At 29.5% G+C, this 17,392-nt stretch carries 21 protein-coding genes; 20 read left to right on the forward strand and 1 reads right to left on the reverse strand.

What is annotated here, in order from left to right; genetic code table 11:
- Positions 1-117: 117 nt before the first annotated feature.
- Positions 118-582, forward strand: coding sequence for a GNAT family N-acetyltransferase (locus B2W91_RS07225; protein ID WP_291579723.1), 465 nt, complete (start codon positions 118-120; stop codon positions 580-582).
- 157 nt (positions 583-739) lie between these two features.
- Positions 740-1,267, forward strand: coding sequence for a GNAT family N-acetyltransferase (locus B2W91_RS07230; protein ID WP_291579724.1), 528 nt, complete (start codon positions 740-742; stop codon positions 1,265-1,267).
- A 194-nt stretch (positions 1,268-1,461) separates the two neighbouring features.
- Here B2W91_RS07230 and B2W91_RS07235 read toward each other — a convergent pair whose 3' ends face one another.
- Entirely contained in the window at positions 1,462-2,685 is a 1,224-nt protein-coding gene (locus B2W91_RS07235) for a Zn-dependent hydrolase (protein WP_291579725.1), read from the reverse strand.
- 570 nt (positions 2,686-3,255) lie between these two features.
- On the opposite strand from B2W91_RS07235, the gene B2W91_RS07240 reads away from it, so the two are divergent.
- From B2W91_RS07240 to B2W91_RS07325, 18 genes are all read left to right on the forward strand, one after another.
- Entirely contained in the window at positions 3,256-3,738 is a 483-nt protein-coding gene (locus B2W91_RS07240; protein ID WP_291579726.1) for an RNA polymerase sigma factor, read from the forward strand.
- Entirely contained in the window at positions 3,731-4,501 is a 771-nt protein-coding gene (locus B2W91_RS07245; protein ID WP_291579727.1) for a hypothetical protein, read from the forward strand. The genes B2W91_RS07240 and B2W91_RS07245 overlap by 8 nt, the downstream gene beginning before the upstream one ends.
- A gap of 455 nt (positions 4,502-4,956) precedes the next feature.
- Positions 4,957-5,403: a helix-turn-helix domain-containing protein gene (locus B2W91_RS07250; RefSeq protein ID WP_291579728.1), complete on the forward strand. Its 447-nt coding sequence runs from the start codon at positions 4,957-4,959 to the stop codon at positions 5,401-5,403.
- A 387-nt stretch (positions 5,404-5,790) separates the two neighbouring features.
- Complete coding sequence (locus B2W91_RS07255; RefSeq protein ID WP_291579729.1) at positions 5,791-6,462, forward strand: methyltransferase family protein; 672 nt, start codon at positions 5,791-5,793, stop codon at positions 6,460-6,462.
- Positions 6,463-6,522: 60 nt separating this feature from the next.
- On the forward strand, positions 6,523-7,188 hold the full coding sequence (locus B2W91_RS07260) for a CPBP family intramembrane glutamic endopeptidase (protein ID WP_291579730.1): 666 nt from the start codon (positions 6,523-6,525) through the stop codon (positions 7,186-7,188).
- Between the two features lie 83 nt (positions 7,189-7,271).
- Positions 7,272-8,165 carry an acyl-CoA thioester hydrolase/BAAT C-terminal domain-containing protein gene (locus B2W91_RS07265; protein ID WP_291579731.1) on the forward strand — a complete coding sequence of 298 codons (894 nt, stop codon included), beginning with the start codon at positions 7,272-7,274 and terminating at the stop codon, positions 8,163-8,165.
- Positions 8,166-8,360: 195 nt separating this feature from the next.
- Positions 8,361-8,801, forward strand: a complete 441-nt coding sequence (locus B2W91_RS07270) for a SufBD protein (protein ID WP_291579732.1) — start codon at positions 8,361-8,363, stop codon at positions 8,799-8,801.
- Positions 8,802-8,828: 27 nt separating this feature from the next.
- Positions 8,829-9,095: a DUF3781 domain-containing protein gene (locus B2W91_RS07275; RefSeq protein ID WP_291579733.1), complete on the forward strand. Its 267-nt coding sequence runs from the start codon at positions 8,829-8,831 to the stop codon at positions 9,093-9,095.
- An 84-nt stretch (positions 9,096-9,179) separates the two neighbouring features.
- Positions 9,180-9,572 (forward strand): cytidine deaminase, encoded by a 393-nt coding sequence (locus tag B2W91_RS07280; RefSeq protein ID WP_291579734.1) that lies wholly within the window; start codon positions 9,180-9,182, stop codon positions 9,570-9,572.
- Between the two features lie 57 nt (positions 9,573-9,629).
- Positions 9,630-10,094, forward strand: coding sequence for a VOC family protein (locus tag B2W91_RS07285; protein WP_291579735.1), 465 nt, complete (start codon positions 9,630-9,632; stop codon positions 10,092-10,094).
- An 87-nt stretch (positions 10,095-10,181) separates the two neighbouring features.
- Positions 10,182-10,547 (forward strand): hypothetical protein, encoded by a 366-nt coding sequence (locus B2W91_RS07290; RefSeq protein ID WP_291579736.1) that lies wholly within the window; start codon positions 10,182-10,184, stop codon positions 10,545-10,547.
- Positions 10,548-10,830: 283 nt separating this feature from the next.
- Entirely contained in the window at positions 10,831-11,274 is a 444-nt protein-coding gene (locus tag B2W91_RS07295) for a GNAT family N-acetyltransferase (RefSeq protein ID WP_291579737.1), read from the forward strand.
- 575 nt (positions 11,275-11,849) lie between these two features.
- Positions 11,850-13,541 carry a proline--tRNA ligase gene (locus B2W91_RS07300; protein WP_349680793.1) on the forward strand — a complete coding sequence of 564 codons (1,692 nt, stop codon included), beginning with the start codon at positions 11,850-11,852 and terminating at the stop codon, positions 13,539-13,541.
- Between the two features lie 299 nt (positions 13,542-13,840).
- Complete coding sequence (locus B2W91_RS07305; protein WP_291579739.1) at positions 13,841-14,368, forward strand: GrpB family protein; 528 nt, start codon at positions 13,841-13,843, stop codon at positions 14,366-14,368.
- A 342-nt stretch (positions 14,369-14,710) separates the two neighbouring features.
- Positions 14,711-15,103, forward strand: coding sequence for a DUF7668 domain-containing protein (locus tag B2W91_RS07310; protein ID WP_291579740.1), 393 nt, complete (start codon positions 14,711-14,713; stop codon positions 15,101-15,103).
- A gap of 342 nt (positions 15,104-15,445) precedes the next feature.
- Entirely contained in the window at positions 15,446-15,997 is a 552-nt protein-coding gene (locus B2W91_RS07315) for a DUF7010 family protein (RefSeq protein ID WP_291579741.1), read from the forward strand.
- Between the two features lie 191 nt (positions 15,998-16,188).
- Positions 16,189-16,479 carry a hypothetical protein gene (locus tag B2W91_RS07320; protein WP_291579742.1) on the forward strand — a complete coding sequence of 97 codons (291 nt, stop codon included), beginning with the start codon at positions 16,189-16,191 and terminating at the stop codon, positions 16,477-16,479.
- Positions 16,480-16,800: 321 nt separating this feature from the next.
- Positions 16,801-17,322 carry a GNAT family N-acetyltransferase gene (locus B2W91_RS07325; protein WP_291579743.1) on the forward strand — a complete coding sequence of 174 codons (522 nt, stop codon included), beginning with the start codon at positions 16,801-16,803 and terminating at the stop codon, positions 17,320-17,322.
- The last annotated feature ends 70 nt before the right edge of the window (positions 17,323-17,392 follow it).

Below are 17,392 nucleotides of genomic sequence, written 5' to 3' on the forward strand. Positions count from 1 at the left end.
TAAACTTGCGCTATATGCTTGAATTCTATTATGAACCGTTTATAAGATTTTAATATAAAAATGTAGATGTTAGAATGAACCTATAAACAATAATAGAAGCTGAGTGAGGGGATAAAGATGAAGTTTGAATTTAGAGCACCTATAAAAAGTGACATTGAAGATATTTTGACATGGAAATATGAAGGAATATATTCGTTTTATGATAACAGCATTCAGAAGGAAAAGATAGAGTCGATAAAGCGTTCTATTGATTCAGATAATGATTTTTCAATTTATAATGAACACAATGAACTTGTAGGGAATTGTTCATTCTATTATATTGAAGAATTCTTCTGTTTAGGTGTACAAATGAGACCAGAACTTACAGGAAAAGGCTTTGGTACAGAATTTGTAAGGTCCATAATCAATTTTGGAAAGAAAAAATATAATTTAAGTTACATTGATCTAACAGTAGCAAAATTTAATAAAAGAGCAATTAGGGTATATGAGAAATTAGGTTTTAAATTTATTGAAGAAATCGTTAATACTATAAGAGGTAATGACTATGATTTTCTAATTATGAGATTGGAATTTGATATATAAAAATATATTATTTCTTATTAAATTATGGTTAAGACTCCAATGGCAATACCCTTGGAGTTTTTTTAAATAAATTTTAAGATAAAGGATTTTAGCCTCAGAAGAGTAATTTATATATAGTAGAGATTATTTATGTTACTTTGATTGGAGGGATAAACCTATGGATATAACTTTTAATTTAGGGAAAGAAAATGATATTGATGAATTAGAACAGCTTTATAACGATTTAAATGACTATTTAGAACAAGGAATAAATTATCCTGGATGGAAAAAAGGGATATATCCTGTTCGGCAAAATGCAATTAATGGAGTTAAAGATGGTAATTTATATGTATCAAAATATAACGGAGAAATCATTGGTTCTGTTATTTTAAGCCACGAACCAGAGGCAGCATATTATAAGGCTAAATGGGAATTTGAATCTGACTATTCAAATGTTTTTGTTGTGTATACGTTTGTAGTGCATCCAAAATTTTTGAAATGTGGCGTAGGCAAAGCATTAATGGACTTTTCTATTGAACATAGTATTAAGTCGCAAGCTAAATCAATTAGATTAGATGTTTATGAAGGCAATACACCTGCTATTAGATTATATGAAAAATGTGGTTTTAAATATATCGATACAGTTGACCTGGGACTTGGAGACTATGGACTGGACTGGTTTAGACTATATGAAAAATTGCTATAAGGGTAATGAGAAGAATTTTCTTATAAGATATAAAGGCTGTAAATTTAAATGATTTTTTAAGATACTGTATTATTCAGAAATGAGTTTTACGGTATTTTTATGTTGTAATATAATAAAAGTGTCTGTTGAAAAATTATAAACATATAATCCCATTAACAATAAAGATGTTAATGAGATTGTATATAAGCGAATATTTATTTTTTATCTATATCTAGAACCGTTTGCAGCAACACATTAGCCCCTTTTAAACAATTATCAAGTGGTGTTTTTTCTATTTCACAATGACTGTGTCCGCCAATACTTGGAACGAAAATCATGGTTGTAGGTAACATATCTGCTGCGAATTGGGCATCATGACCAGGACCGCTGTACATTCTCATATTAGAGTAACCGTAAAGAATAGCATTTTTCTCTACAAAATTAATCAATTCATTATTGAAACTAACAGTTTTGCGTGACCATAATTTCTCATAAGTAACTTTACAGTTTGCTAATTCTTCTGGGATGTTTTCAATAATTTTAACTACTTGTTCTATTACTTTTGAATCTTGATGTCTTGCATCTAATGTGAATTTAACGTTATCCGGTATAATTGTATGTATATTAGGGGAACAAATTATTCTACCAGTAGTATAAACTAATTTATTATCAAGTTTATCAAGTTCTTTATGCAAATATTGAATAGCTTCAGAAGCTGCTAGAAGAGCATCTTTTCTCATTTTTTGTGGAACTGTTCCAGCGTGGCCGGCTTGACCAATAAATTCAAATTCATAATTCACCATTCCAACAACGCCTTCTACAACACCTATATCTACTTTGGATGATTCTAGAACTGGGCCTTGTTCAATATGAAGTTCCAGGAGGGCCATATAATCTTTGGGATTTATTCTGTTTTTTTCTTCGCCTTTATATCCGCTTGCATCTAGTGCCTCACCAAAGGATATACCTTCCTTATCCTTAGAATCTAACATTTTTGCTTTGTCAAATTTACCTGTAATAACACCTGAGGACATCATAGCAGGGTCAAAACGAGCGCCCTCTTCGTTAGTCCAAATCATAACTGTAATTGGATGACGATGTGGAATTTTTTCTGTAACTATAGTTTCAGCTACTTCCATTGCTGTAAGTACTCCTAAAATACCATCATAGTTCCCACCCTGTACTACCGAATCACAATGCGATCCCATTGCAATATGAGGAAGGGTTTCTTCAGAGCCTTTAAAAGTAGCATACATATTTCCCATATCATCTGTTGTTATACTTGCCCCTAGTTCATTCATACTCTTTGAAAATTCTGCTCTTGCCTGAAGGGCTGGCTTCGATAAAGATAATCTTGTTATTCCACCATTTTCTGTAGCACCGAACTTACTAAAGGTAATAATCTTATCTTCTAATCTTTTTTTATCACAAATTAACATATAACACACTCCCTTACATATTTAGTGTACAACTTACCAAAACACTTGTCATGCCTATATTTATCCAATGGCTACTATAGATAAACCACTCTAAAATTTAATGTATGTCTGAATATAAGTTATAGTTTAATATATTAATTCATAACTTTTAGATTAATGCACAATGCACAATTAAGGAAGAAATTATTTTTTTTAGAGACTATAAAGAATTTAAATAAAAATTAAATGAACCTTATAGTGGGTATATGCGTCTAACTAGTGTAAAGCAAAAAAGTAGCGCTGCAATTTGCAAGGAAAGGTAAGAGATAAACTGAATAAAGATGCATTTATAGATAAAGTTCTTTAGACTGAATCTACTTTATATCATGTATCTAAATCAATTTTGATTTATTTATAATATTAAAATTATGGTTTTACATTAAGCTATTGTAAAATAAGATTAATTTTAGATATTATAAAGAATTTAAATTTAAGTAAAAATTAAATGAACCTTTTAAAAGCTTTATGCGTCTAACTAGTGTAAGACAAAAAAAGTAGCGCTGCAATTTGCAAGGAAAGGTAGGAAGTCAATTGAATAAAGATACATTTATAGATAAAGTTCTTGAGACTGAATCTACTTTATATCATGTATCTAAATCAATTTTGATCTATGATCAAGATTGTGAGGATGCAGTTCAAGGAGCAATTTTAAAAGCTTATAATAAATTAGATACATTAAAGGAAGAACAATATTTTAAGACATGGTTAGTTAGGATACTCATAAATGAATGTTATAGTTTAAAACGCAGTGAATGTCCAACTGTATCTTATGAAGAGTACTTTGAGTTTACCAAGGCTGATGATAAAAAGGATTATAGCGAATTATATTTGGCAATTCAGAAATTACCAGAGCGGATTCGTATTACAATTGTACTTTATTATGTAGACGGATACTCAATAGAAGAAATTAAAAAAGTTTTAAAAATACCTGCAGGAACCGTAAAAAGTAGATTATCAAGAGGACGAAAGTTATTAAAAATAGAACTAAAAGATATGGAGGTATCGTATGAATAATCATAATTGGGATAATGCCTTTCCAGATACACCAGAAAGTTTTAAAAATAAGGTAAGGTCTACATTAAATAGCTTACCAAATCAAAAGGAGAATTGTGAAATGGAAAATAAAACATCATATAAAAAAGCATCATTTAGAAAGAGAACTATGGTTGCACTAGTAGCTGCTATGGTAGTAGGAACAACTGTATTTGCTGCAGGAAAAATTACATCTATAACTTCACATGGAAGTAATATACCAACTTATACTACTATGCCTACGGAAGAAAAAGTGAAAAAAGATTTAGGATTTAATCCTAAATTAGTTAAGGAATTTGATAATGGATATATCTTTAAAGGTGGATATACTACAGATAATAATCATGAGGATAATAAAGGTAATTCTGTATTAAAAACAAAATCATTAATTTTTGCTTATGAAAAAGAAAATGATAAAGTAACTCTTTTTATGGACGAAGAAAAATTGGGAGAAGAGCTAGAAAAAGAAAAGATTGTTGATAACTATAATGGTATAGATTTATATTATAATTCATATGCTAACAAGTATGTGCCAGCAGATTATGAAAAGACAGAACAAGATAAGCAGGATGAAGCGTCTGGAAAATATGTATTTGGCTATGGATCTGACAAAGTAGAAATTTCTCATAGTCAACATTTAAGTTGGGTGCAAGATGGAATTCATTATTCTTTCTTAGCAGTGGATTCTGAGATATCACAAGATGAATTAGTTAAAATGGTTCATCAATTTATCGATGCTAAATAGGAATAAGAGCAGAGATATTTTAAATTTTGAAAATAGAATAAAAGTATTTGCTTCTCAATATTAAGGAACATAGTATTTATTAAAAATCTACTTTATATTTTTGAGAGTAACTAGATTTTCTATATAAATCAGCAGCCATAATGAATTTTGATGTCATTATGGCTTTTTTATGCGTCTATCATCATGAATTCTCAATTGTATAAGGGTTGCCCTAAGGTGCAGCATAGTTCGTAATAACAATGATAAATTTAACTAACACTAAGGAGAGACTACATTTACTGATATCTTTATAATAGAGCAAATACATAAGAATGAAATATTTGAAAAATGTTAACTTTAGTTGACAAATCTCCATTTTCACTTGATAGAAAACATTTTTAGTTTTTAGTATACTATATCTACAAGTTAGCTTGGGGTAAAAGAGAATTGAAATAAAAGAAAAGATGGTGATTATTATGTCATTAGGTGAAAGATTGTTGTATTTGCGTAAAAAAGCAGGGTTATCACAGGAAGATGTAGCTGAAAAATTAAATGTATCTCGGCAAACAGTAAGTAAATGGGAAACTAATCAAACAGTCCCTGAATTAATTAAGGCAAAATTATTAAGCCAGCTGTACAATGTAAGTTATGACTATCTTATTAGTGAAAGTCATATTGGTGGTGATGTTACTAGTATTGAAATGATAGTTGATGAAATTGATTGGACCAGTGCATGGAGTAAAAAGTATCCTATTTTAGCTTCATATCAAGGTATAGAAGGAATAAATACCTATTGTGAGAAGATATATGAGTTGTATGACACTTTAAAAAATGAATTCAATTTTGATGATGTAGATACAGCTCTAATTTTAAAAGATATACTTTACCAAAAATATAAAATGGAAAAAAAGAAAAACAAGTAAAATAAATATTATTTGTTGTAAATTTATTGCACACTTTTATTGCAGCATGAATTAGCAAAAGAAAATAGATTAAAGCATCTGGTATCGCATTATTCAAAAATGAATTTGCGATATTTTTTGTGGTCAAATATTTTACACTAACATTAATTAAGTAATCTGTAGGGTGTATTTAGGTACTTTTTATTATAATATATCACAAATAAATAGAGATCTAAATCTTTATATTATTTAATTTATGTAGCAGCAAACAGTGATCACTTCTACCATATATCATTTAGTATTTACAAAATATGTTATAATTGAGTTGTAATAGCAAAATAATTTTAAGTAAAAATTACTTTTATGTGACATATAGATAAATAAGAATTTGTCGGTGAGGTGTAATATATGGATAGAGGGGCAATAAATTATATCTTAAGGGTTATTGTACAACGAATTTTAGGAATAATGTTATTTCTTATTGGTTCATCTTGGACATATGGAACTCGGGAAATTATATACTTCATATTATACATACTGATTGCAGTAATTTCTGGAATAGTTATATATAAAGCAAATTCTACAACAATTAAGGAAAGAAGAAAGGTAAATACTGATTCTCCTATATGGGATAAAGTACTATTAACGATATATTGGATTTTAGCGTATTTTGGTATATATTTTGTAGCGGGACAATGCTATGAAACATTGCAACTTGATAATTTCTATTGGATAGGTATTGCTTTATATATTATTGCCACAATTTTCACATTAAGAGCAATGATAGTAAATACCTTTTTGGAATCTACAGCAAGACTTCAAACTGACAGGAAACAAAGTGTATGCAAAGAAGGTCCGTATTCAATAATTAGACATCCTACATATTTGGCAATTTTGATTTGGTGTGTTTCTATTTCTTTGATATTTCCATCAAAATATGTGATATTAACTGCTATTGTTATTGGGGTTGTCATTGTTATCCGGACATATCTTGAGGATAAGATGCTGAAAACAGGACTAGATGGATATATGGATTATACGAGAGAGGTTAGATATCGCTTGGTTCCATTTATCTGGTAATAATAAAATTCCAATTTGAGACTGAGTAATATAAATTAGAATTTAAGGTGTGGTAAATATATGAAAAACTATAATTTAAAAATTAGTACAGCTTTTTTATGGGTAGCAATATATTTTGGATTTATGTTCTTTTACACTTTCTTAGATGTGACAATTTGGAGAAAAATATCTCCTGATTTTTCGAGCTGGCTTAACATTATAACTATTGCGTTATGTGTATGCGGATTTATAATTTTGCTAAAAAAGACAGGTTATGAGCTGCAAATATTATCAAATACAACGATTACTGGAATTTTGTTAGCAATCGGTTGTTTCGTTTTATTTTTCCTGCTTTTAGATAATTGCTTAGACCCAATATTTGAAAGTATATTTCCTGCAAGTGAGCAAGCATATCAAGAGAGCATTCAAACTTTAATAAAATCACCAATTACAAGTTTATTGCAGGTATGCATTATTGCACCTGTTATTGAAGAAATACTTATGAGGGGATTTATATTAGATGGATTAAAAGATACTTACGGAGTGAGAGTAGCTTTGATAGTTTCTGCCATACTTTTTGCTCTCTTGCATTTTAATATGGTACAGACTTTATCAGCATTTGTATGTGGTCTTATTTTAGGATTACTATACCTTAAAACAAAGTCTATTCTCTGTTGTATAATAGCCCATTGTGGGTATAACGTAATATCCTATATTACGATGATTTATCCTTACATAGACAAATGAAAATTCCAATTTGGGATTGAGTAATATAAATAGTAATTTGACGAAATGACATTTAAAATTATCTTACGATAGGGGGGATAGTAATGCAAGTATTTACTTTGGGGAAAGATGGGTTTTGTGGAACGTATTTTAAGGGAGAAAAACACTTAGAAAAAACAATCATTTTCATGAGTGGCGCAGGTATTAGTCAAAAACTAACAGAATCCTCTGCTTCATTTTTAATTGAGCAAGGATATTCTGTTCTCGTGCTAGGTTTTTATAAGTGGAAAGGAATGGCTAAAGAAATGTATGGGATTCCTGTAGAATATGTGGAGCTAGCAGCAAAATGGTTGCTATCCTTTCAAGAACAGAAAATTGAGAAGATAGCTATAATAGGAACATCAACAGGAGCTGGATATGCTTTATTATCTGCATCACTATGTCCCCAAATTAGTTGTGTTATTGCTATTTCACCTTTTGACTATGTGATGGAAGGTGTGGGCAAAAAATTTTCGAGAAAATACAAATCAACATATACATATCGCAAAAAAGATATATCTTTTACTCCAAATATTGCTTTGGATAAAGGTGCTCATGCTTTGATAAAGGAAGCTAAAAGAGATAAAAGATATGGATTACGGCGTGTTATGAGATATATATACGATATCAATCCTCCAATTGACCAGTCACGTATATTGATTGAAAATATAAAGGCTGATATATTATTGCTTGCCGCTAAGGACGATGACTTTTGGCCATCTGACGAGTCGGTACCTCGGATGGAGAAAATATTATCAGAATCAAATTATCCATATAAAGTGAAAAGTGTTGTTTATGACAAAGCCAGTCATTTGCTTGGCAATATATCTGGAATGAGTTGGATTTTAAAGAGATTAATTAGACTGATTATTATAGCAGAACACAAATTCCCTGTGGAGTGTGAAAATGCCAGAAAGGATAGTGTACAGCAAATTTTATCGTTTTTGAATGAGTGGTAATTAAATGCTGTTATTATTGGGGTTGTTATTGATAAGATGCTGAAAACAGGATTAGATGGATATATGGATTATACGAGAGAGGTTAGATATCGCTTGGTTCCATTTATTTGGTAATAATAATCAAATCACAATTTGAGATTGAGTAATACAAATTAGAGTCTATAGGTCAGAATTTTTGTTTAAGAAGGTGAAATTATGGAAAGTACCGAAGAATTGATTGAAAGATTATATTCTAAAGATAATAAAATTGCGTATCAAGCATTACAGATGCTAGAAACTGAAAGCGAAAAATCTAATACTGTCTATAAATTTTTTGATAAGTTTGCTGAAATGATTGAAAATAGTAATTCATATATTAGAACCAGAGGTATTATCTTAATATCTGTTAACGCTAAATGGGATACAGAAAATAAAATTGATGAAATTATAGATGATTATTTAAAACATATTTTAGATGAAAAACCAATTACAGCAAGACAATGTATTAAAGCATTGCCAAGTATTGCACGATATAAATCAGGTTTGGTTGAATATATTCGAGAAGCCTTAATGAAAGCAGATGTAGCTATATATGGTGATAGTATGCAGAAATTGGTATATAAAGATATCTCATCTTCATTAAAGAAAATCAAATGACAAATTCTAATTTGCGAGGGAGAATACATGGTGATAAAAGTAAATGATAATAAATGTGAGTTGATACAAAACTTAGATAAGTTGCACACAACCGAGCTGGGAGTTGGACGAATTAAAAAGAATCTTTCTTTAGATGTGGACGATGTAGTAAAATGGTGTAGCGACAAAATACTAAATTCCAATGCTATAATAGCCAAAAGGGGTAAAAACTGGTATATATGCATAGAAAATTGTGAAATAACAGTTAATGCATACAGTTATACCATCATTACCGCTCATAAGATAAAAAAATAGATTGGAATTCTCATAAAAGATTAAGCAAATTCTAATTTGAAATTGAATGATATAAATAGTAATTTGTAAGGGTGAGATTTGAAAATGTTAGATTCTAAGGATATGGAACTTATTGAAAAGGCAAGTGAAATATTAAAGAAAAATTATGATAGAGAAAATTACAAGCATACAGTTGCAGCAGCAGTTAAATGTAGTAGCGGCAATATATATTTTGGGATGAACGTATTTTCTCTACACGGCGCATGTGCTGAACAAGTGGCAATAGGTACTGCTGTTACAAACGGAGAAAAGGATTTTAAATGTATTGTTGCAATAAGAGGTGAGAATGGGGATGAAGTATTATCACCATGTGGAAATTGTAGACAAATGTTATCAGACTATTGTCCTAACTGTGAAGTGATTATACAAACAAATGATGGATTGCAAAAGGTATTAGCTAAAGATTTAATACCATTTTCATATAAATTTGAAGGTTAATCAAATTCCAATTTGAGATTGAGTAATATAAATTAGAGACTTGAAGGGAGAATTAAGATGAAATATTTATGTACTGTTATATCTGTAAGAGATATAAAATCATCTAGAAAATTTTATGAGAATTTATTTGGGTTAGAAGTATATCAGGATTATGGGATAAACATTGCTTTTACATGTGGTTTAGCATTGCAACAAGAATTTGATTGGCTTGTAAATCTTCCGAAAGAAGAAATCCTAAAAAAATCTAATAATATTGAACTATGCTTTGAAGAAGAAAACTTTGATGACTTTTTGAATAAACTTGATGAATATCCTAATATTCAGTGCTTAGGAGATGTTATAGAACATAGCTGGGGTCAACGTGTTATAAGATTCTATGATTTAGATGAACATATTATAGAGGTTGGGGAATCCATGAAAGATGTTATTAATCGTTTTATATCTTCTGGTTTATCCATGGAAGAAATCTCGAAAAAAATGGATGTATCACTAGAGGATTTAAAGAAACTTTTAAACAGTTAAATTAGATTTGTAAGTGAGCTATTTTTGATTAAGAACAATTGTATTATAATACAAGCTAGATAAATTATGAATTTGAGGTGAAATACTATGGACAAACACACAAAAGAAGAATTGACAGAAGCACTACGAGTTGTATCTTCAACTATTAGTAAGTGTGAAAAAATGCAGCCCAAATTTGCGGAGGGTACATCTCAGCATACACTCCTTAAGAATAGGATAAAAGCGATGTATATTTCAAAGTCATTAATAACAGATGAAAATGTTATGGACAAATATACAAAAGAAGAATTGATAGAAGCACTACGCCCAGTATCTTCAGTTATCAGCAAATGTGAAAAAGCACAGTCAAAATTTGAGGAGGGTAACCCTTATCACAAGCGCTTTAATAACATAATAAAAGCGATGTATATTTCAAAATCATTAATAACAGATGAAATTAGTAAAAGAGATTAATTGCGAATTTTTGTGATGTTATGAGTATAACTCGAACTAGACAAATTTCAATTTAAAAAATAAGTATAAAATAATATATTAAAATACTGTATTATTCATAAGTGAATTTGCGGTATTTTTTATGTTGTAATTCAAATATAGAATGAACTAATTAATAAAAAATATTCTTTTAAAATTAAATAATACGACCTTTGAAAGTATGTTACAATATGGGCAAAATGGACATGCTTTAATGAGAAGTGTAAAAATTATACGCAATAAATATATTAAGGGGTAGATAATTATGAGTAAGATTTTCGATATTTCCTATAATGACATTGATATCATCAAGAACCTTTGGGAAAAGAATAGGTTATATCATCAGAATAGTTCAGAATACTTTAAAGAATCATATCGCTCTATTAACTTTGATGAAAGAATAAAGGCTTTTTCTACGTTTAATAGAAATACAATGAAAATAACTGTGGCTAAAATCAATGATGAATATATAGGATATTGCATATCAACCATAGTGGATGGAACGGGAGAGCTTCAATCACTTCATGTTGATGAGAGTAATCGAGGTAATGGAATCGGGAGGCAACTTGCATCCAAACATATAGAATGGATGAAGGAAATGAATTGTAAAGTGATTGGGGTAACTGTATCTCAAGAGAATGAATCAACGATATGTTTTTATAAGAAGCTTGGATTTTATCCTAATACATTATATATGCAGCAAAAATAGAAAAATTATAAATAATATCTTGAAATATCGCATTATTCAGAAATGAATTTGCGATATTTTTACGTTACAATTTGATTAAACGACAATGTAACTTTTGAAAATTTAGATACGAATAATGTGCTTTGAAAATTGAATAATACGGTGTCAGGAAGTGAAAATATTGTACATATTACCAAAATAACCATTAATTAATGCGTGAATGTAATATAATTACTATTAGTTAAGTCACGGTAGTTGAATATAACGAATTAAAAGAAATGAATATAGTAATTAAAACTATTTGAAGAACTAATCAGACAATTATAATATTTTTTGCATATAATCTCTTGACAAATTTGGTATTGGAATATTATACTAGTTTTAATTCTTAGAGAGGTGACGAAAAATGTTTTTTATATCTTATGCTATCAAACAACCAAATAGCAACCCCCGTGCAAGTTAAAGCATTTGTGCCTTAGTAAAATTTGGTGTAAGTGCTGTTTGTGCTTGCACCTGTGTTGTAGATAAACTATCACTATACAGGTTCTGTATGGTGATTTTTTTTATTTTAGAAAGGAAAGGTGATTAAGTTGTTAATGAGTAAACTTTTAGGAGAGAGGTATAAGGAAGCACCTGCAGATGCTACCAGTTACAGCCATATATTTTTATTAAGAGGCGGCTACATAAGGCAAGTCTCAAATGGAATATTTTCAATGCTTATGCCTGCAAAACGAGTAGCTAAGAAAATAGAAAATATAATACGTGAGGAAATGGATAAAATTGAAGGACAGGAAGTATTATTTCCTGTAGTACTTCCTGCTGAGCTTTGGCAAGAATCAGGAAGGTATGACAGCGTAGGTAGTGAGCTGTTAAGAATGAAAGACAGAGCAGGTCATCCAATGCTTCTTGGAATGACTCATGAAGAAGCCGCGGTACACTTGGCAAGAACTGAAGCACTTACCTATGCAAAGTATCCTTTTATGATTTATCAGATTCAGACTAAATTCAGGGATGAACCAAGGTCAAGGGGCGGACTCATAAGGGTTAGAGAATTTACCATGAAGGATGCCTACTCTTTCCACACTTCTCAGGAAAGCCTTGAGGAATATTATGAAGAATGTTTAAAAGCATATCATACTATATTTGAGAGAATAGGACTGCCTCAGGTTATTTCAGTAGGCTCAGATACAGGAATGATGGGCGGTAAGATAGCACATGAATTCATGTTACTTACTGATATAGGCGAAGATACAATAGTTGTATGTGACAACTGCAGCTATAAGGCAAACATGGAGGTTGCTAGTTCAAAAATTATTCATGAAGAGATAAAGGAAGAAGAACCTTTAAAAGTTTACACACCAAATATAAAAGAGATTGATTTGCTTGCAAAATTCTTTAATGTTTCTGAAAACCGTATATTAAAATCAATTGTATTTGAAGTTGAGAATAGTAATAGACCTCTCATTGTATTTATTAGAGGAGATTTAGAGGTTAATGAATCTAAGGTGAAATCATTAATAAAGGCAAATATAGTACCTTACTCAAAATACGAAGACAGCACGCTTGTCTTTGGTTATATAGGGCCTTACGGCCTTCAGGAGGATGAGGTTCAGATTATTTTTGATAAATCATTAATTGATGAAAACAACCTAATATGTGGGGCAAACGAAATTGACCATCACATTAAAGGCTTTAGCGTTACACGTGATTTAAGTAAAGTAGAATTTCATGATGTAGCTAAGGTTAATGAAAACGACAATTGTCCAGAATGCGGCGGCAACCTTAAGTTAAAAAGAGGTGTTGAAGTAGGCAACATATTCCAGCTTGGCACTAAGTATACAAAGGCAATGAATATGACCTATATAGATAGGGATGGCCAAAGCAAAAATCCGATTATGGGTTGTTATGGAATAGGTGTTGGAAGACTCCTTGCATGTATTATTGAGGCAAATAGAGATGCTAATGGTCCAATTTGGCCAAGATCTGTTGCACCATGGCAAATTCATATTTGCGTAATTAAGAGCCAAAAAGTGGATATGGAGTCTGTAGGCCAAGATATTTACAACAGATTAAAAAATCAATATGAAGTAATTATGGATGATAGAAATGTTGCCGCAGGAGTACAATTTGCTGATGCAGATTTACTTGGTGTACCTTTAAGAATTATTGTAAGCGAGAGAAACATAAAAACTAATCAACTAGAGATAACTACACGAGATAAGAAAATTAAAAAGATTATCCAAGTAGAAGACCTGGAGAGAGAAATAGAGGAAATATTAAATATGTAGTTCAATAGGAAGTACATATTCCACTTGCTAAAAACAGTAAGGACAATTTATTTATTCGGCGAACAATATTTCTATTTAATGACTAAACTATAAAATCAAATAATTTTTTTAAATGCCGTATTATTCAGAAATGAATTTTACGGCATTTTTATGTCGCAATTCAAAAATAGAATGAACTAATTAACAAAAAATTTTCTTTGAAGATTGAATAATGCGGTATTTACAATATATGTTATAATCAATTCATAATAGTAAAAAATTGTGGATTAATAATTATTTATGTAATTTGGAGGTGTGAAATGATAGGTTTATTAAGAGGAACTGTTTTGCTAGAACCGCATTCTATCCAATGGGAAGAAAATGCAAAAGAAACTATCGAAATATTAAAAAAATTATTTGGAGATAAAGCCACAGACATTCAGCATGTAGGCAGTACGGCGGTAATTGGACTAAAGGCTAAACCAATAATTGATATTGCAGTTGGAGTACAATGTTTCAAAGATGTATTTGACTTAATTCCACTTCTTGAAGAAAATGATTTTATTTACAGAGATATTTTTAAAGATGAAAAAGGTAATGAAAACCACCTGCTTTTTTGTTGTGGTGATTTTGATAATAATATAAGGACGCATCATATTCATATAGTTATACATAATGATAATGAATGGAATAATTATATTAAGTTTAGAGATACGTTAAATGAAAATATAGATATTAGAAAGCAATATGAAGATTTAAAAGTGAAATTGTCAAAAGAATTCGGGTCTGATAGAGAAAAGTATACAGCGATGAAAGCGGATTTTATTCATAAGATATTGTACAACTAATAAACATAATGTGTAGTTGTGTTAAGTCACAATTTTCTTATAAGGCATAACACATTATATAATTAAAGACTTTATTCATAATACAGTATTATTCAACCTGGATATACGGTATTTTTTATGCCGTGATTCAAATATAGAATGAACTAATTAATAAAAAATGTTCTTTGAAAATTGAATAATGCGGCATTTACAAAATATGCCATAATTTATTCGTGATAGTAAGATAAAGTAGAAATTATTTGTATGAGACATATAGATAAATAGGAATTTGTAGAGAGGATTACTATCAATTCAAAAGGGTTAGGGAAAATTTATTTTTTAAGAAAGGAAGAGTGAATTGATATGATCAAATATGAATTGGGAAAAGAAATGATTTTAGCAGAAAAAATAGTAGAGCAAGTAGTAAATGCAATTTCAGAAGCAAACTATTCTAAAATAGCAGAGATTGTTGATGGTCTAGATTGCTTGAGTATATCTGAAATTGAAGAATGTGCAGAAGGCTTTAAGTTAATTAATGATTTAAAATGTTTTGATAGTTATGAAAATCCATGCTCTTTTAAACCTAAGTATGAATATCATCAATTAAAATTTTATAAATGGAATGATGGAAAGGGAATGAGCTGTGAATATGATTTGACTACAGATGGTGATTTAAATGATCTGACATTAATGATAGACTTCTACTATGAAGAAAATATGTTAAGGTCTGTTTTAAAAGATTTGCATGTATTATAAGCATAAAATTTATACATGAATTTAGCTTACAAATTTCAATTTATTAATGAATTTAAAAAGATAAAATAATATTAAAATATCGCATTATTCAGAAATGAATTTGCGATATTTTTTACGTCGCAATTTGATTAATTTGCGAAGTAATGGTTGAAGTTAAAAGTGTGAACAATGGATCTTTGGAAGCTGAATATTGCGGTGTTTAAAAATGGAATTATAACTTATAAGTGAAATAATACGGTGTTAATAATATGGAAAACCTGCTATAATTTCCATATGTTAATAAATAATTGTAGAATTGTGCAATAAAGAATATTTATATTTTACTTGTATGGGGGATTGAATATGAGCTTAGAAGAATTACGTTTATGCTGTGCGATTAAGCAAAAGAAAGGGTTACATTTTATATTAGCATCAATTATTATTTGGTGTATTGTACTAATTATTCATTTAACATCATTACCTATTTTAACTAAGAACTTATTTACATTTTGCGCTACGGCGCCATTAATGCCTTTAGCATTTTTTATGTCTAAAATAATAAAGGTTGATTTTCAGAATAAAGAAAATCCATTAACTAATTTGGGAGTTCTTTTTTCCGCAAATCAAATGCTATATTTACTGATTGCCATGTGGATATATCCAACTATACCTGAAAAAATGCTAATGGTAATAGCAATAATTTTTGGAGCACACCTGTTGCCATATGGTTGGCTTTATAAATCCAAGTCTTATGCAGTATTGGCTATTCTAATACCAATTTTGTCTCTTATGGTTGGTATAAACTTCGAACCTTACGTGCTTGCAATCATCATGGTGGTAATAGAAGTTTTGTTTAGTATTAGTTTGACAATTGAAAACAACAAGCTTATGTCGGATTTTAAATGTAAACTTTAATCACACCTATTATATGCTTTTCTTATTTAATGTCACAACTGAAAAAACAAACGATTTACTTAAGCACCGCATTATTCATGAATTGAATTTTGGGGTGTTTTTACATCGCAATACAAATATATTGCATAATGGCATATAATGTAATTTATCATAGTGACACTGAAGGGTTTGTAAAGTCACTTGAAGAAATTATGAGAGTGTTGAAAAGTAAGGGAGAATTATTTGTTACATTAAAATCAAAAAATTCATTGTCATATCAGAATGCTGACCAGAATAAACATATTGATAACAATACTATATTAAGAAGTGAGCCTGATACTGAACAAGACATTCCTCATTTTTATGTGGATATAGACGATATAAAGAGATACTTTAAGGACTATGAGTTTGCTAAAATTCCTATTGAGGAAACTGAATATTATAACCTTGAGAATACCGAACATTTTTCGAAACATTTTAAATTAATTGTGAGCAAAAAATAGGTATGGTTAAGGAGTGTTAAGTGAAATTTAGTACTGAATATTATTAAATGATGAAATCAATATACAATTAAATAATTTATTAATAATACCGTATTATTCAAAAATGAATATGCGGTATTTTTTATTTCGTAATTTGATTAATCTCTGAAGCAACGTTTGAATTTAAAAGTGTGAACAATGGATCTTTGAAAACTGAATATTGCAGTGCTTTAAAATTAGTATGTTTTCTATCTAGCTATAAAATATATAGAAAACATGATACAATTCTGATGTTAATTAAGTTATACTCGTAAAATATGACGAATTATCATGGAGGTACACATGAAAGAAATTAAAGAAAAATCTGATTATATAATATTAAGAAACACTCAGGAATATGATTTAGATTTTGTTGTTAATTCTGAACATCAACCTGATAATGCTCAATATGTTGGCTTATGGACAAAAGAGCAACATAAGAATTCATTATTTCAAGAAGATATTTTACATTTAATAGTTGAAGAGAAGTCTACAAATAAACCTGTTGGATATGTGATAATTGCAGGGGTTAAAAATCCAAATCGAAATATTGAGTTTAGAAGAATTGTAATATCTAATAAAGGAAAAGGTTTTGGAAGAGAAACGTTAAGATTGGTAAAAAAAATTGCTTTTGAACGATTAAATGCACATAGGTTATGGCTTGATGTTAGATATAAAAACCAAAGGGCACAAGACCTTTATAAGTTGGAAGGTTTTATTAAAGAAGGTATATTACGAGAATGTGTCTTATATAATGAAAACTATGAATCTTTAATAGTTATGTCAATTCTAAGAAATGAATATATAAATAAACTTAATTCATAGCATTCTTATTTAACGTCATAACTAAAAAAATGAATAATTTATTAAAACACCGTATTATTCAAAAATGAAT

Origin of the sequence: Clostridium sp. UBA6640, from assembly GCF_002455975.1 — a bacterium.
Classification (GTDB): Bacteria; Bacillota; Clostridia; order Clostridiales; family Clostridiaceae; genus Clostridium_J.

Bases quoted from the DNA above. Each gene is read 5' to 3' on its own strand.
- B2W91_RS07225 (WP_291579723.1), top strand. From the start codon at position 118: ATGAAGTTTGAATTTAGAGCACCTATAAAAAGTGACATTGAAGATATT.
- B2W91_RS07310 (WP_291579740.1), top strand. From the start codon at position 14,711: ATGATCAAATATGAATTGGGAAAAGAAATGATTTTAGCAGAAAAAATA.
- B2W91_RS07300 (WP_349680793.1), top strand. From the start codon at position 11,850: ATGAGTAAACTTTTAGGAGAGAGGTATAAGGAAGCACCTGCAGATGCT.
- B2W91_RS07270 (WP_291579732.1), top strand. From the start codon at position 8,361: ATGGAAAGTACCGAAGAATTGATTGAAAGATTATATTCTAAAGATAAT.
- B2W91_RS07260 (WP_291579730.1), top strand. From the start codon at position 6,523: ATGAAAAACTATAATTTAAAAATTAGTACAGCTTTTTTATGGGTAGCA.
- B2W91_RS07265 (WP_291579731.1), top strand. From the start codon at position 7,272: ATGCAAGTATTTACTTTGGGGAAAGATGGGTTTTGTGGAACGTATTTT.
- B2W91_RS07305 (WP_291579739.1), top strand. From the start codon at position 13,841: ATGATAGGTTTATTAAGAGGAACTGTTTTGCTAGAACCGCATTCTATC.
- B2W91_RS07245 (WP_291579727.1), top strand. From the start codon at position 3,731: ATGAATAATCATAATTGGGATAATGCCTTTCCAGATACACCAGAAAGT.
- B2W91_RS07290 (WP_291579736.1), top strand. From the start codon at position 10,182: ATGGACAAACACACAAAAGAAGAATTGACAGAAGCACTACGAGTTGTA.
- B2W91_RS07325 (WP_291579743.1), top strand. From the start codon at position 16,801: ATGAAAGAAATTAAAGAAAAATCTGATTATATAATATTAAGAAACACT.
- B2W91_RS07280 (WP_291579734.1), top strand. From the start codon at position 9,180: ATGTTAGATTCTAAGGATATGGAACTTATTGAAAAGGCAAGTGAAATA.
- B2W91_RS07320 (WP_291579742.1), top strand. From the start codon at position 16,189: ATGAGAGTGTTGAAAAGTAAGGGAGAATTATTTGTTACATTAAAATCA.
- B2W91_RS07235 (WP_291579725.1), bottom strand. From the start codon at position 2,685: ATGTTAATTTGTGATAAAAAAAGATTAGAAGATAAGATTATTACCTTT.
- B2W91_RS07255 (WP_291579729.1), top strand. From the start codon at position 5,791: ATGGATAGAGGGGCAATAAATTATATCTTAAGGGTTATTGTACAACGA.
- B2W91_RS07285 (WP_291579735.1), top strand. From the start codon at position 9,630: ATGAAATATTTATGTACTGTTATATCTGTAAGAGATATAAAATCATCT.
- B2W91_RS07275 (WP_291579733.1), top strand. From the start codon at position 8,829: ATGGTGATAAAAGTAAATGATAATAAATGTGAGTTGATACAAAACTTA.
- B2W91_RS07295 (WP_291579737.1), top strand. From the start codon at position 10,831: ATGAGTAAGATTTTCGATATTTCCTATAATGACATTGATATCATCAAG.
- B2W91_RS07250 (WP_291579728.1), top strand. From the start codon at position 4,957: ATGTCATTAGGTGAAAGATTGTTGTATTTGCGTAAAAAAGCAGGGTTA.
- B2W91_RS07230 (WP_291579724.1), top strand. From the start codon at position 740: ATGGATATAACTTTTAATTTAGGGAAAGAAAATGATATTGATGAATTA.
- B2W91_RS07315 (WP_291579741.1), top strand. From the start codon at position 15,446: ATGAGCTTAGAAGAATTACGTTTATGCTGTGCGATTAAGCAAAAGAAA.